At 66.8% G+C, this 13,193-nt stretch carries 12 protein-coding genes; 5 read left to right on the top strand and 7 right to left on the bottom strand.

Going from position 1 to position 13,193, the window contains the following annotated elements; all coding sequences use genetic code 11:
* Position 1 precedes the first annotated feature (1 nt).
* The 3 genes from AC1DIN_RS02660 (at position 2) to AC1DIN_RS02650 (ending at position 4,107) form a co-directional block, all read left to right on the top strand.
* Positions 2-667, top strand: coding sequence for a phosphoribosyltransferase (locus AC1DIN_RS02660; RefSeq protein ID WP_476808573.1), 666 nt, complete (start codon positions 2-4; stop codon positions 665-667).
* Between the two features lie 408 nt (positions 668-1,075).
* Positions 1,076-2,791: an AMP-binding protein gene (locus AC1DIN_RS02655; RefSeq protein WP_476808572.1), complete on the top strand. Its 1,716-nt coding sequence runs from the start codon at positions 1,076-1,078 to the stop codon at positions 2,789-2,791.
* 206 nt (positions 2,792-2,997) lie between these two features.
* A complete protein-coding gene (locus tag AC1DIN_RS02650; protein WP_476808571.1) occupies positions 2,998-4,107 on the top strand; it encodes a sulfite oxidase in 1,110 nt (369 codons plus the stop codon).
* A 262-nt stretch (positions 4,108-4,369) separates the two neighbouring features.
* Here the strand turns inward: AC1DIN_RS02650 and mtaB are convergent, their stop codons facing one another.
* The gene (gene mtaB, locus AC1DIN_RS02645) at positions 4,370-5,641 is read right to left on the bottom strand and encodes a tRNA (N(6)-L-threonylcarbamoyladenosine(37)-C(2))-methylthiotransferase MtaB (RefSeq protein ID WP_476808570.1); all 1,272 of its coding nucleotides are present in this window, start codon (positions 5,639-5,641) and stop codon (positions 4,370-4,372) included.
* On the bottom strand, positions 5,641-6,525 hold the full coding sequence (gene dapF / locus AC1DIN_RS02640; RefSeq protein ID WP_476808569.1) for a diaminopimelate epimerase: 885 nt from the start codon (positions 6,523-6,525) through the stop codon (positions 5,641-5,643). Before dapF ends, mtaB begins: the two co-directional genes overlap by 1 nt.
* Before the next feature lie 118 nt (positions 6,526-6,643).
* Between dapF and AC1DIN_RS02635 the strand changes: the two genes are divergently transcribed.
* Positions 6,644-7,552, top strand: a complete 909-nt coding sequence (locus AC1DIN_RS02635; RefSeq protein WP_476808568.1) for a GyrI-like domain-containing protein — start codon at positions 6,644-6,646, stop codon at positions 7,550-7,552.
* 122 nt (positions 7,553-7,674) lie between these two features.
* Here the strand turns inward: AC1DIN_RS02635 and AC1DIN_RS02630 are convergent, their stop codons facing one another.
* The 5 genes from AC1DIN_RS02630 to AC1DIN_RS02610 form a co-directional block, all read right to left on the bottom strand.
* A complete protein-coding gene (locus tag AC1DIN_RS02630) occupies positions 7,675-8,733 on the bottom strand; it encodes an MBL fold metallo-hydrolase (RefSeq protein WP_476808567.1) in 1,059 nt (352 codons plus the stop codon).
* Positions 8,734-8,766: 33 nt separating this feature from the next.
* Positions 8,767-9,372 (bottom strand): class I SAM-dependent methyltransferase, encoded by a 606-nt coding sequence (locus AC1DIN_RS02625; protein ID WP_476808566.1) that lies wholly within the window; start codon positions 9,370-9,372, stop codon positions 8,767-8,769.
* Positions 9,373-9,379: 7 nt separating this feature from the next.
* Positions 9,380-10,006 (bottom strand): LysE family translocator, encoded by a 627-nt coding sequence (locus tag AC1DIN_RS02620; RefSeq protein ID WP_441469808.1) that lies wholly within the window; start codon positions 10,004-10,006, stop codon positions 9,380-9,382.
* 127 nt (positions 10,007-10,133) lie between these two features.
* Positions 10,134-10,475, bottom strand: a complete 342-nt coding sequence (locus AC1DIN_RS02615) for a hypothetical protein (protein WP_476808565.1) — start codon at positions 10,473-10,475, stop codon at positions 10,134-10,136.
* A gap of 162 nt (positions 10,476-10,637) precedes the next feature.
* Positions 10,638-11,195 carry a CAP domain-containing protein gene (locus AC1DIN_RS02610; protein ID WP_476808564.1) on the bottom strand — a complete coding sequence of 186 codons (558 nt, stop codon included), beginning with the start codon at positions 11,193-11,195 and terminating at the stop codon, positions 10,638-10,640.
* Positions 11,196-11,574: 379 nt separating this feature from the next.
* Here AC1DIN_RS02610 and ffh point away from each other — a divergent pair, with 379 nt between their 5' ends.
* Positions 11,575-13,152, top strand: coding sequence for a signal recognition particle protein (gene ffh / locus AC1DIN_RS02605; RefSeq protein ID WP_476808563.1), 1,578 nt, complete (start codon positions 11,575-11,577; stop codon positions 13,150-13,152).
* Positions 13,153-13,193 lie beyond the last annotated feature (41 nt).

The following is a 13,193-nucleotide window of genomic DNA, read 5'->3' as shown; positions in this document are numbered from 1 at the left end:
CGTGGCCACCGTCTTCTCCGATCGCCGTGAGGCCGGCCGAAAGCTGGGGAACAGGCTTCGCCGGTATCGCGAGCGAGGCGATGTCATCGTCCTGGCGCTGCCACGAGGGGGAGTGCCCGTCGGCTTCGAGGTGGCGCGAGCCTTGAAGGCTCCGCTCGACGTTCTCGTCGTGCGCAAGCTCGGCTTTCCCGGAGACGAAGAAATGGCCATGGGCGCGATCGCGACGGCAGGGACACGTGTCCTGAACCGGGACGTTATCGCCGCGCTTGGCATCGCCCAGGACGTGATCGACAAGGTGATCGCCAAAGAGGAGCAGGAACTGCTTCGCCGCGAGCGTCTCTACCGCGGAGATCGCGCGCCGCCTTATCTGGAGGGCCGGACCGTCATCGTCGTGGATGACGGCCTGGCCACGGGCGCGACGATGCGGGCCGCGGTCATGGCGCTTCGGGACAAGCATCCGGCCCGCATCGTGGTCGCGGCTCCGGTCGGCAGCCGGGAGATCTGCGAAGCGATGAAGGCCGTCGCTGACGAGGTGGTTTGCGTGACGATGCCGCGTTACTTCGTGGGCGTCGGAAGCTGGTATTCAGATTTCTCGCAAACCAGCGACGACGAGGTTCGCTCCCTGCTGGACGAGGCCAACGGGCTGTTGACCAAGCCGGGCCATTAGAGCGTGCCGAGGCTTATGCGTAACCAGGATGTCGTCCCGGCCGGATCGAAGCGGAGAGCCGCGATATCCATGTCCGAACCTTTATCGGAAGCGCTCTGGCATGGATCGCGGGGCAAGCCCGGGATGACACCTCGGTTCCCGGTGGAATCAGCATAAGCCAAAGACGCACGAGGGTGCATGGTTTCGCCATCCCGGCGAGATCGTCCGCATCCCGGTTCGTCAGCCGCTTCCGGTTTCGCTTGCCTTCATCCCTTTCGGACAGTTTATATGTAAACGTTGTGCGGAGCGGAACAGCCGGCGCTTGCGCCTTGGTTCGCTGTTCCGCACTCTATGACGATGACAGTCCAACGATGTCGACAAGGCTCGGAACCCGGCGATGACGGGTAACCGGGCGACAGGGAGGAGATGATGAACGCGATCGGCGCCACGCAGGCCACGCAAGATTCGCGGCCGTGGCTTGCGCATTATCCACCGGCGGTGCCGGCGGAGCTGGACGCCGCCAAGATCGGCACGCTGGTCGATCTGATCCGTTCGTCCTGCGCGCGCTATGCCAACAGGCAGGCCTTCGAGAGTTTCGGCAAGACGATCACCTTCGCGGAGACCCTGCGCGCAGCCGAGGCCTTCGCCGGGTGGCTGCAGGCCAAGGGGCTCAAGAAGGGGGATCGTGTCGCGCTGATGATGCCGAACATTCTGGCCTATCCGTCGGCGATCTTCGGCACGCTTCTCGGCGGCTTCACCGTCGTCAACGTCAACCCGCTCTACACGGCGCGCGAGCTGACCCATCAGGTCAACGATGCGGGGGCGCGCGTCCTCGTGGTGATCGAGAACTTCGCCCATGTCGTCGAGGAGGCGAAGCCGAACCTGAAGGTCGATGCGATCGTCATCGCCACGGCCGGCGACCTGATGGGTTTCAAGGGCAAGATCGTCAATTTCGTCGCGCGCCGGATCAAGAAGGTCGTCAAGCCGTTCAATCTGCCGGGCGCCGTGCCGCTGCAGCAGATCCTGCAGAGCGGCGGAGGGATGACACCGGTAACGGTGACGTCGCAGGATGTCGCCTTCCTGCAATATACGGGCGGGACGACCGGCGTGGCCAAGGGCGCGACGCTGACGCATCGCAATGTCGCGGCGAACGTCCAGCAGGCCGGGCTCTGGCTGGAATGGGTGCTGGAGCCGCCCCAAGGGCGCGGCGAATATCAGCACGTCATGGTCACGGCGCTGCCGCTCTATCACATCTTCGCGCTGACCTGCTGTTGCCTGTTCCTGCTGCGGATCGGCGCGAAGAGCCTGCTGATCGCCAACCCGCGCGACATCCCCGGCTTCGTCAAGACGCTGAGGTCGAGCCGTTTCACCCTGATCTCAGGCGTCAACACGCTCTACAACGCGCTGGCCAATCATCCCGAGATCAAGAACGTCGACTTCTCCGAGCTGCGCTTCGCCGTGGCCGGCGGCATGGCGACGCAGGCCGCGGTCGCCAAGCAGTGGAAGGCCGTGACCGGGCGCCCGATCATCGAAGGTTATGGATTGTCCGAGACCTCCCCGGTCGCGACGATCAACCGGCCGGATATCCAGGAATTTACCGGCACCATCGGCTATCCGATCCCCTCGACCGAGATCGCCATACGCGACGCCGAGGGCCATGACATGCCGCTGGGCGAATCCGGCGAGATCTGCATCCGCGGGCCGCAGGTGATGGCCGGTTACTGGAACCGCCCGGACGAGACCGCCAAGGCGATGACGGCGGACGGCTTCTTCCGCAGCGGCGATATCGGCGTGATGCTGCCGGACGGGCAGATCAAGGTCGTCGACCGCATGAAGGACATGGTGCTGGTCTCCGGCTTCAACGTCTATCCGAACGAAGTCGAAGACGTTCTGGCCGCGCATCCGGGCGTGCTCGAGTCGGCGGTGATCGGCCTGCCCGACGAGCATTCCGGCGAGGCCGTCACCGCCTTCGTCGTGCGCAAGGACCAGACGCTGACGGCGGAGGAGCTGCGCGCCTACTGCAAGGAGAACCTGACGGGCTACAAGGTGCCCAAGCAGATCTTCTTCCGGGAAACCCTGCCAAAGACCAATGTCGGCAAGGTGTTGCGCCGCGCGCTGCGCGAGGAGGTCGTCGTCAAGCGCTAGCGCGACGGGCCGAAAAGTGGAGCCCATCTTTCGGAAAAATCCGATGCCGAACAAGCAACTGGATCGCCACCCTGCGCCCGGCGGCGCGCATGGCGATCCAGCGGACGGCGGCAGCGTGGTCGACAGTCAGGACAGCAACGTGTCTTCTGTGCGGGGTTTCGCGGGAGGGAATCGCCGCCGCGAGCCGTCACGGAGAAGATTGTCGTTTGCCTCGCCGTCTCGTCGAATTTCCGCTGCTGCGCCGGCTGAAGCCTGGGCTCCATGTCTATGACGAGGAGGCGCTGAATGCCGAGCCGGCCATCGGCCTGCTCGACCAGGCGATCACGCCGATCGATTCCTTCTTCATCCGCAACAACGGCGATCTGCCGGAGGTTGGCGACGAACAGGACTGGACGCTGACGATCGAGGGCGAGGTCGAGCGCCCGACCGTCTGGACCATTGCGGGCCTGCGCCAGCGCTTCGAGACCGTCACAGTCACGGCCGTCCTCGAATGCGCCGGCAACGGCCGTTCGCAGTTCTCTCCCGCCACCGACGGGCTGCAATGGCGGCTCGGGGCCGTCGGCTGCGCGCGCTGGACAGGGGTGCGGCTGGCGGATGTGCTCGAGCATGCCGGGCCGAAGCCGAGAGCCGTCTATACCGGGCATCATGCGCCCGACCGGCAGATAGGCAGGCCGGAGAAGGCGGCGCTGTCGCGCGGCCTGCCGATGGCCAAGGCGCTGGCACCGGAAACGCTGATCGCCTTCGCGATGAACGACGAGCCGCTGCCGCGCCTGCATGGCGGACCGCTGCGGATCGTCGCGCCGGGCTATCCCGGCTCGGCCTGGCAGAAATGGCTCGACGGGATCAGCCTGCGCCCGGTCGAGCATGACGGCGAGAAGATGCGCGGCACCGACTATCGGATGCCGGTCGAGGCGCCGCGGCCGGGCGAGGCGTTCGATCCGGCCAATTTCGCGGTGATCACCGACATGCCGGTCAAATCGCTCATCACCACCCCGGTCGACGGCTTCACGGTGAAGCACGGAGAGCTGCTGACAGTCGGCGGTTTCGCCTGGAGCGGGGCCATTCCGCTCGCTTCGGTCGCGCTTTCCTGCGATGGCGGCGGTAACTGGCACGACATCCCGTTGCAGCCGGGCGAGGGGCCTTTCGCCTGGCGGCGCTTCGAGGCGGAGGTTTCCGCCGACCAGGTCGGGCCACTGGTCATCATGGTGCGGGCGCATGATGTGGCAGGCAACAGCCAGCCGCTGGAGATCGCCTGGAACCCGCGTGGCTATTGCAACAACCAGGTGCAGCGCCTGCGCGGTTCGGTCGTCGCCTGAAGGTTTGAACCTTTTCGGCTCTCGCCGCGTCTAATGTTCGGGCCCGCCGCACCGGCAAGGCTCCGCCGCCCCGGTCTCTCCTCCTCCTCCCATCGGCGACCGGGGCGGCTATTCTTCCCCGATCGCGCGCATGCTGGCCCGAGCAAGCTCGTCGTGCTCGGGCTTGACCCGAGCATCTCCTGCAAGATGAGGCTCCCGCGCTTTTCACGAGCCGCGATTCTCGGGTCTGCGCTTCGGCTCGCCCGAACATGACGCACCGAGGTCAGGCCGCAAGAAGGGCCTTGCCATCGGCCGTATGGCCGGTCGTCCTGACGATCTGGCCGGCCGCGATGTCGCTGCTAAAGCGGACCAGCGTGAAATCCTCGGCCCGGCCGGTGTTGCCGCGTTCGGTCAGGACGCTGAGCGGCCGGCCGACGCGCTCGGCGAGATGCCGCTCCTGCGCAGCGTCTGCTGCCAGGCGCAGCCGTGCGGCGCGCTCCGCGACGACGCCGCCGGGTAGTTGCGGCATGCGCGCGGCCGGCGTGTCCGGGCGGGCGGAGTAGGGGAAGACGTGCACGAAGCTCAGCCCGCACTCCTCGACCAGTCCAAGCGAACCGGTGAACATCGCCTCGTCCTCAGTCGGGAAACCGGCGATGAGATCGGCGCCGAAGACGATGTCGGGGCGCAAGGCCCGGATCTCGGAGCAGAAGCGGACGGCGTCGGCGCGGCTGTGGCGGCGCTTCATGCGCTTCAGAATGAGGTCGTCGCCGGCCTGCAGGGACAGGTGCAGATGCGGCATCAGCCGCGCCTCGGTCGCGAGCAGGTCGCGCAGCCTGTCGTCGACCTCGACCGCGTCGATCGAAGACAGGCGCAGGCGCGGCAGTTCGGGGAGCGCCCGAAAAATTGCCTGGGCGAGAGCACCGAGCGACGGCTGGTTCGGCAGGTCGCGGCCATAGCTGGTGAGATCGACGCCGGTCAGCACGACTTCGCGCGCGCCGGCCTCGACCAGCCGGCGGCATTGCGCGACCACATCGTCGGCCGGGAGCGAGCGCGAATGGCCGCGACCGAAGGGGATGACGCAGAAGGTGCAGCGATGGTCGCAGCCGTTCTGGACCTGGACGAAGCCGCGCGTATGGCCGGTGAAGCGGCCGGTGGCCGGCGCGCGCAATGTCGTGCGGGCCATGATGTCGCCGACATCGAGCTTGTCCGCGGCGGCTGCATCCGCGCTTCCAAGGCTGTTGGAGCGGGCAAGCGCGGCCCAGCTCGCGGGATTGAGCTTCTCGTCATTGCCGAGGATACGGTCCGTCTCCGGCATCGCCGCGAAACGGGCGGGTTCGATCTGCGCGGCGCAGCCGGTGACGATGACCGGGCGGTCCGGCTTCTCGCGCTTCAGGCGGCGCACGGCCTGCCGCGCCTGGCGCGTCGCCTCGGCGGTGACGGCGCAGGAATTGACGATGGCGGCGTCCTTCAGCCCGGCGGCCTGCGCCTGGAGCCGCAGCGCCTCGCTCTCGACGATGTTGAGGCGGCAGCCGAAGGTGACGACCTCCAGCGCCATCAGGCCGCGCGCTCGATCAGGGCCGGGTCGATCCGGCCTTCCCATTCGAATTCGACCGGGCCGGTCATCAGTACATGGCCGTCGCTTTCGCGCCATTCGATCGCGAGGTCGCCGCCGGGCAGGCTGACCGTGGCCTTGCGGGCGGTAAGTTCACGCCGCACGCCCGCGACCAGCGCCGCGCAGGCGCCGGAGCCGCAGGCCTGGGTGATGCCGGCGCCGCGCTCCCAGACGCGCAGGACGATATGATCGGGCGCCTTCACCGCGGCGAGTTCGATATTGGCGCGGTCGGGGAAGATCGGATGGTTCTCGAGCAGCGGGCCGATCTGCTCGAGATTGTAGGCGTAGGGGTCGTCGACGAAGAAGACCGCGTGGGGATTGCCCATGTTGACGGCGCAGGGCGTGTGCAGGATCGGGTTGTCGATCGGCCCGATCTGCAATTCGAAGCGGCTGGTGTCCTCGAAGGGCTCGGCCAGCGGGATCTGGTCCCAGTCGAGACGCGGCGCACCCATGTCGACGGTGAAGAGGGTTTCGCCTTCGCGCACCGTCGGCAGCAGCCCGGCCTTGGTCTGGAGGGCGAGGCGCGTCTTGGCGGCGTCGCCCATCTGCGGATCGGCGATCATCGCCCAGGCGACGCAGCGCGTACCGTTGCCACAGGCGCCGGCCTCGGAACCATCGGTGTTGTAGATGCGCACGAAAGCGTCGGTGCCGGGCGTCACGGCATCGTGCAGGACCATGAGCTGGTCGAAGCGGGCGCGGGGCTCGGCAGCGATGGCGCGGGCTTCGGCTTCGCTGACGACATGCTTCGTGCCGCGCAGGTCGAGCACCGTGATCTGGTTGCCGAGCCCGTTCATTTTCAGGAACCGGCGATTGGCCAGAGCGTTCATTTGGTCACATGTCCCATGAATAGTGGGTCTATGGCCGAGGCGATGTGAAAAAGCCACCCTCATCCCGTTCCTGTGAAAAGGTGGACATTCTATGTTGCGCTGCAAGGGCGCGAATCGCGTGAAACTCAGGGCCGTGACGATGCGGTATTCCCGGATTTGTGTTCTGGCGCTTGCCGGTATGGCGAGCGTTTCCAGTGGAACGGTCTTCGCGCAGCAGCGCGTTGCTGCGCCGAGCCCGGTCGAGTCCGCGCCATTGGCGCCGCCGCCGGGCGCTGCTCCGGCCCAGGTGCCGGCCACCCCGGCACAGACGCCGCCGGCGCCTGCGCCCGGGCAGCCGTCGAGCCCGCAGCCGGTACAGCCGCCTCCGGCGCTGCAGGGGCCTGTGACGCCGCAACCTGTCCAGCCCGCGCCGACGCCATCGATGCCGATCGAGCCACAGCCGGTGCAACCGCCGCCGACGCTGCCCGCCCCGGGCCAGCCGCTGCCGCCCGCGCCGTCGCAGCAGCAGACCGGCGTGCCCGATCCGAATTCGACATTGGCCGGGAAGGGCACGGACAGCAGCGATGTCGGCGAGGTCGTGCTCGCGCCGAAGCCGGTGCTGATGCTGTCCGGGCAGGCGACCTGGGATCAGGGGTTCCAGAAACTCTCCAACAGCATCAAGACCCTGCGAGCCGAGGCACAAAGGGCAGGGCTGGCGGTCGCCGGCAGGCCGCTCGCGCTCTTCGTCGAGACGACGGATGACGGCTTCCGTTTCGATGCGATGCTGCCGGTCGCGATTCCGCCCGGTGGGCAAGCGCCGTCTCTGGGCGCGGATTTCAGGATGGGAACCTCGCCCGCGGGGCCGGCGCTGCGCTTCCTGCACCAGGCGCCCTATGACGACATCGACTCGACCTATGAGACGATCACCGCCTATCTCGAAGCCAAGAGCATCGTCGTGAAGGATGCCTTCCTCGAGGAATATGTCAGCGAACTCAATGATCCGGGTGACCCGAATCTCGAGATCAACGTCTACGTGCAGCCCAAATAGAGCGCTTGTGCCGCGTCGTCATTGCGGGGAGCGACGCGACCAAACAATCCAGGGGGACCGGGTGGATGTCGAGCCCGATCCGCCTGGATTGCTTCGCTTCGCTCGCAATGACGCGGTGAGCGCTACGCGCTCCAGCTCAACCCCGGCCGCATCGGCCTGAAGCGCTCTTCCGGCAGACCGGCTTGGGCGAGCGCCACTTTCAGCGCTTCCGGCGGCCGCTCCACGCCCTCGTCGGTGAGCTGGAAGGTGCCCCAGTGGTGCCCGATGGCCTGCTCGGCGCGCAGCGCCTGCATGACCTTGACCGCCTCGTCGGGGTTCATGTGGTTGTCCGACATGAACCAGCGCGGCTCATAGGCGCCGATCGGCAGCACGGCGAGACGGAATGGCCCATGCTCGCGGCCCAGCCGCTCATAGAGCGAGCCGTCGTGATAGCCGGTGTCCCCGATATGGAAGATCTTCGTGCCGGCCGCTTCGAGAACGTAGGAGCACCAGAGCGCCATGCGCCGGTCGAAGGCGCCGCGCGCCGACCAGTGATAGCTCGGCAGCAGCGTGATCGCGACGGCTTCCGACAATTGGAGCCGGTCGTTCCAGTCGTGGGCCTCGGCATGGGCGTCCGGGATGCGGGCCCGCACGATGGTGTCGTTGCCGAGTGGCATGATCATGCGCGGCTGGTCGCGGTGATGGATGCGCGCCAGCGTCTCGATGTCGAGATGGTCGTAGTGGTTGTGGGTGATCAGGACCGTATCGATCTTCGGCAGATCGTCGAAGGCGACGCCGGGCTCGTTCACACGCCTGGGGCCAATGAAGGAGAAGAGGCTGGCCCGCTCGGAATAGACCGGGTCGACCAGCAGGTTGAGGCCGCCGACCTGATAGAGAAACGAGGCGTGGCCGAGATGGACGATGCGAATGCCATCGACGCGCGCCGGCGGCTTGTCCTGCGGCGGCGCCGCATATTGCAGCGGGAAGGTCTCACGCTCGCGCTTGCCCGTCTGCCAGCGCAGGACGTCGAGCAGCCCCTTGCTGCCCAAGCGGCCATCGCTGAAGACGATGCCGTTGAAATGGTCGCTGACGGGGCCCTGGTAATAGGGGTTGCGCGAGCGGGAAATCGTGGCCCAGGCGGCGCCGGTCGAGGCCAGCAGCGCACCGAGACCGACGAAAGAGAGGAGTTTGCGGCGGGTCATGGCCCAGAAGAGGTAGGTCGCCGCAACGCCGGGTCAAGTCTCCGGGGCCTTGATCGCCAGGGCATGAAGCCAGCGCGTGGCCATGCGGTCGTAGCCGGAGCCCATCTCCTCCTCGATCTGCAGGGACTGCCAGCTGGCTGCTCCGTAGGCGTCGCGCAATTCGGCGGATGAGAGATAATTGAAATAGCGACCGAGGCTGTCGCGTCCTTCGGCTTCTCCGGCCTTGAAGCTGGCGTAGAAGACGCCGCCCGGTCGCAACGCGGCACGGATGCGGTCGATGATGCCGGGCAGGGCCGGGCGCGGCGCGTGCAGCAGGCAGGCATGCGCCCAGACGCCATCATAGGCCGCGACCTCGGCCAGATCCTCGAAAAGCAGGACGCGGACCTCGCGGCCGAGCCGCTGTGCGGCCTGCTTCGCCAGCTCGGGCGAGCCGTCCGTCGGGACCACGTCGAAGCCGCGGCGCAGCATCTCCTCGCTGTCCTGGCCGCCGCCGCAACCCAGTTCGAGAATGCGGGCGCCGGGAGCAAGGCCTGCGGCGAAGATGTCGATGCGGCGGTTTTCGGCCTGCCTGTCCCGCCCGGCATAGGCGCTGGCTTCCTCGGCATAGAAGCCGAGGGTTTGACTGTCCTTGCTCGACATTGCGGCGTCAGTTGCTTCCGGAGCGGATCGCGACCGTCGCGACACCGGCGCCGATCAGCAGCGTGCCGCCAGCTTTGTTGAAGAGCCCGATTGCGCGGGGGTTGCTGACCACGGCCCGGGCGCGCGAGGCGATCAGCGCGTAGCCCATGGCATTGGCGAAGGCGAGGCTGATGAAGGTCGCCTCGAAGATCAGCATCTGCGTCCAGAAATCGCCCTTGGTGTCGAGGAACTGCGGAAGGAAGGCGACGAAGAAGGTGATGCTCTTCGGGTTGAGCGCGGTCACCAGCCAGGCATGACCGAGCATCTTCCAGGCGGGCGCGGCATCTTCGCGCGGCTTGGCGTCGAGAGAGCCGCCGGCGCGGAAGAGCTTGATCCCGAGCCAGACGAGATAGGCGGCGCCGATCCATTTCAGAGCGGTGAAGACCATGGCGGAGGTGGCGAGCAAAGCGCCGACACCGAGCATGGAGAGCGTCATCGCCGTGAAATCACCGAGCGCGACGCCCACGGCGATCGGGAAGGCCGTGCGCCAGCCCTGGCCGAGCGCATAGGAGATGACCAGGAGGATCGTCGGCCCGGGGATGACCAGCAGGACGGCGGTGGCGGCGGCGAAGGCGGCCCAGGCTTCGAAGGTCATGATGATGGCTCCGCTAAAAACCAGAGCCATCACCAGAAGTGGCGTCTTGTAAAGAGCCGGGTCCCGGGAATTGAAAATTGGTGCCCGGCGTTTTCGACGAAGCCTTCTTTTTTAGGTCCGCGACGGCTCAGCGCGCACTGTTGAGGAAGTCGCAGAGGGCTGTCCGGACAGCCCCTTCGGGCGACATCTGGCCGGGCTGCACGGTAAAGGCGATGTCGACGCGCGTGCCGGTGGCCTGTTTGCGCGCCGTCACCTTCAGGATCTGTGGGCGGCCGGAGCCCGTCACTTCCTGCATGGCGGAGATCGTGCCGCTGGCCTTGTCGGTCCGGATGTCCATGAAGTCGCCATCGGCCTGGATCGCTTTGGCGATCGCAGGGAGCACAGCGGCCGGCGGCTTCTTGAATAGATCCCAGGTCTTATAGGTAATCTGCGAGACCATCGGGACGCCGGCGGAGTTGAAATTCGTCATGCAAGGCTGTGCTTGACCTTGCGTTACGCCCGCGATCAGAAATGGGACGGCTAGCGAGAATGCTATTCCTGAAAATTTGGCCATTGCAGTCCGTATCCTCTATGAAAGGACACGATTGCTAGCTGCAAGGACCACGGCCTGTCATCTCGGAATTTCCGCTCGTCAACGCCTTTGGGCGGGGATGAGCGGCCCGGTATCGAGGGTTGCGCGCTGCCCGGGCTCGGCCGCGACCACCAGCACCCACCAGGCGCGGTAGGTCGTGCGCGGGTCCTTGGACAGTGCAATGCCGTAGCGGGTCGCTTCCTTCATCCGCAGATTGGCATCGTGGCCGGGTGATTTGCGCCAGCCGTCGAAAGCCTCTTCGACCGAGAAGTAGCCGCCGCCGAGGTTCTCCGCCGCCCGCGCGCTGTCGATGCCCGCGGCATGAATGCGGGCTGTGAAGTCGCCGCCGGCGTCGTGCGAGAGCGCGTTCGCGGCGACCATCGCATCCGCCTGGCGCTGTGCCATCGCCATCAGTCGCGGATCCGGCCGGACGGGACCGAGGCCGTTGCTGGCGCGGTAGGCATTGAGGATGCGCCCGGCCTGGGCCGGATCAAGCGAAACGGCGTTGAGTTTCTCGACCATGCGGTGATCGAGCGGGCCCTCGCGCCGCGGATCGCCGGCGCAGGCGGCCAGGAAGAGGGTAAGGGCAAGCAGAGGAAGGGCGGTCGCAATCTTCATGGGCATCGCTGTCGAATCGGGGGCAGCAGCGATGCCGTCAGATCAGGGCCATTCTACGGCCGAGACTCGTGATATCGTGTCCTGCCGGACAGGAAGCCGGCAGACCTGTTTTCTGCGGCGATGCGTTGGGGCGCCGCAAAGACACGTTCATCCGCAGCGAAACCAATCCCAACCTTGACTTTCGCCGCATTCTTCGGCTTTAAGGCCGCATCCGTTTCGCCGACATCGCCGAAACCACATCAGCCGACCGGGCCGCGCCAGCCGCTTCCACGAGCCCGGAGGTCAACGTCCGACAGCGCGTTTGCGCCCTCGGGCGCGAAACCGTTTGGCAGTGAGGTTCTGGTGTTGACGGTTCCCTGAGGCAAGTAGGCAGGTCCGCATGTTCGGCACGCTGAGCGAAAGACTCTCCGGCATCCTCTCGGGGCTGACCCGCAGGGGTGCGCTGACCGAGGAGGACGTCAACGCCGCCCTGCGCGAGGTGCGCCGGGCGCTGCTCGAGGCGGACGTTGCGCTCGAGGTCGTCCGCAGCTTCACCGACAAGGTGCGCGAGCGCGCCATCGGCGCCGAGGTGCTGAAATCGGTCACGCCCGGCCAGCAGGTCATCAAGATCGTCAACGACGTCCTGATCGAGACGCTCGGCGGAGAGGGGGAGGTCATCAGCCTCGATGCCGTGCCGCCCGTGCCGATCCTGATGGTCGGTCTGCAGGGCTCGGGCAAGACCACCTCGACCGCGAAGATCGCCAAGCGCCTGACCGAGCGCAACAAGAAGAAGGTGCTGATGGCGTCGCTCGATACGCGACGCCCGGCCGCCATGGAGCAGCTTGCCGTGCTCGGCCAGCAGGTCGGCGTGCAGACGCTGCCGATCGTCGCCGGCCAGTCGGCCGTGCAGATCGCCAGGCGTGCGATCGAGGCGGGCCGCCTCGGCGGCTACGACGTCGTGATGCTCGACACCGCCGGCCGCGTGACGCTCGACGATACGCTGATGGAAGAGGTCGCGCAGGTGAAGGCCGCGACCGGGCCGCATGAGGTGCTGCTCGTCGCCGACGCGCTGACCGGCCAGGACGCGGTCAACACGGCGCGCGCCTTCGATGCCCGCGTCGGTCTCACCGGCATCGTGCTGACCCGCATGGACGGCGATTCGCGCGGTGGCGCGGCCCTTTCGATGCGCGCCGTCACCGGCAAGCCGATCAAGCTGGTCGGCACGGGCGAGAAGGTTGGCGAGCTCGAGGATTTTCATCCCTCGCGCGTCGCCAATCGCATCCTTGGCATGGGCGACATCGTCAGCCTCGTCGAGCGCGCGGCCGAGACGATCGACGCCGAGCAGGCGCAGGCGACCGCGCAGCGCATGGCGAAGGGTCAGTTCGACCTCTCCGACATGCGCGCGCAGCTCCAGCAGATGGAGAAGATGGGCGGTATCGGCGGCGTCATGAGCATGCTGCCCGGCATGAAGCAGGCCCAGTCCCAGCTCGCCAGCGCCGGCGTCGGTGACAAGATGTTCAAGCGCATGATCGCCGCGATCGATTCGATGACGCCGGCCGAGCGCAAGAATCCCGATTTGCTCAAGAACAGTCGCAAGAAGCGCATCGCGGCCGGCTCCGGCACCTCGGCGGAGCAGATCAACAAGCTGCTCAAGATGCATCGCGGCATGGCCGACGCCATGAAGATGATGAGCAAGCAGAAGGGCGGCATGCTCGGCAAGCTCGGCTCGATGTTCGGGCTCGGCGGCGGCCTGCCGGCCGGCATGCCCGATCCGTCGAAGATGGACCCGGCGCAGCTTGCCGAATTGCAGAAACAGCTCGGTGCGGGCGGTGGCGGCCTGCCGTCGATGCCGCCGGGCGGTTTTCCAGGATTGCCGAAGGGCGTGACCCCGCCGGCCGGCATGATGCCGAAGCTGCCGGGCCTGGGTGGCGGCGGCCTGCCCGGGCTGGGCGGCAACCCGTTCGGCAAGAAGAAGTAGCCTTCAACGTTACGCACGACTTCAAACTTCAAACCAAAGGA

Source organism: Allobosea sp. 05T438, from assembly GCF_056396025.1.
This window is presented reverse-complemented; position numbering and strand designations above follow the sequence as displayed.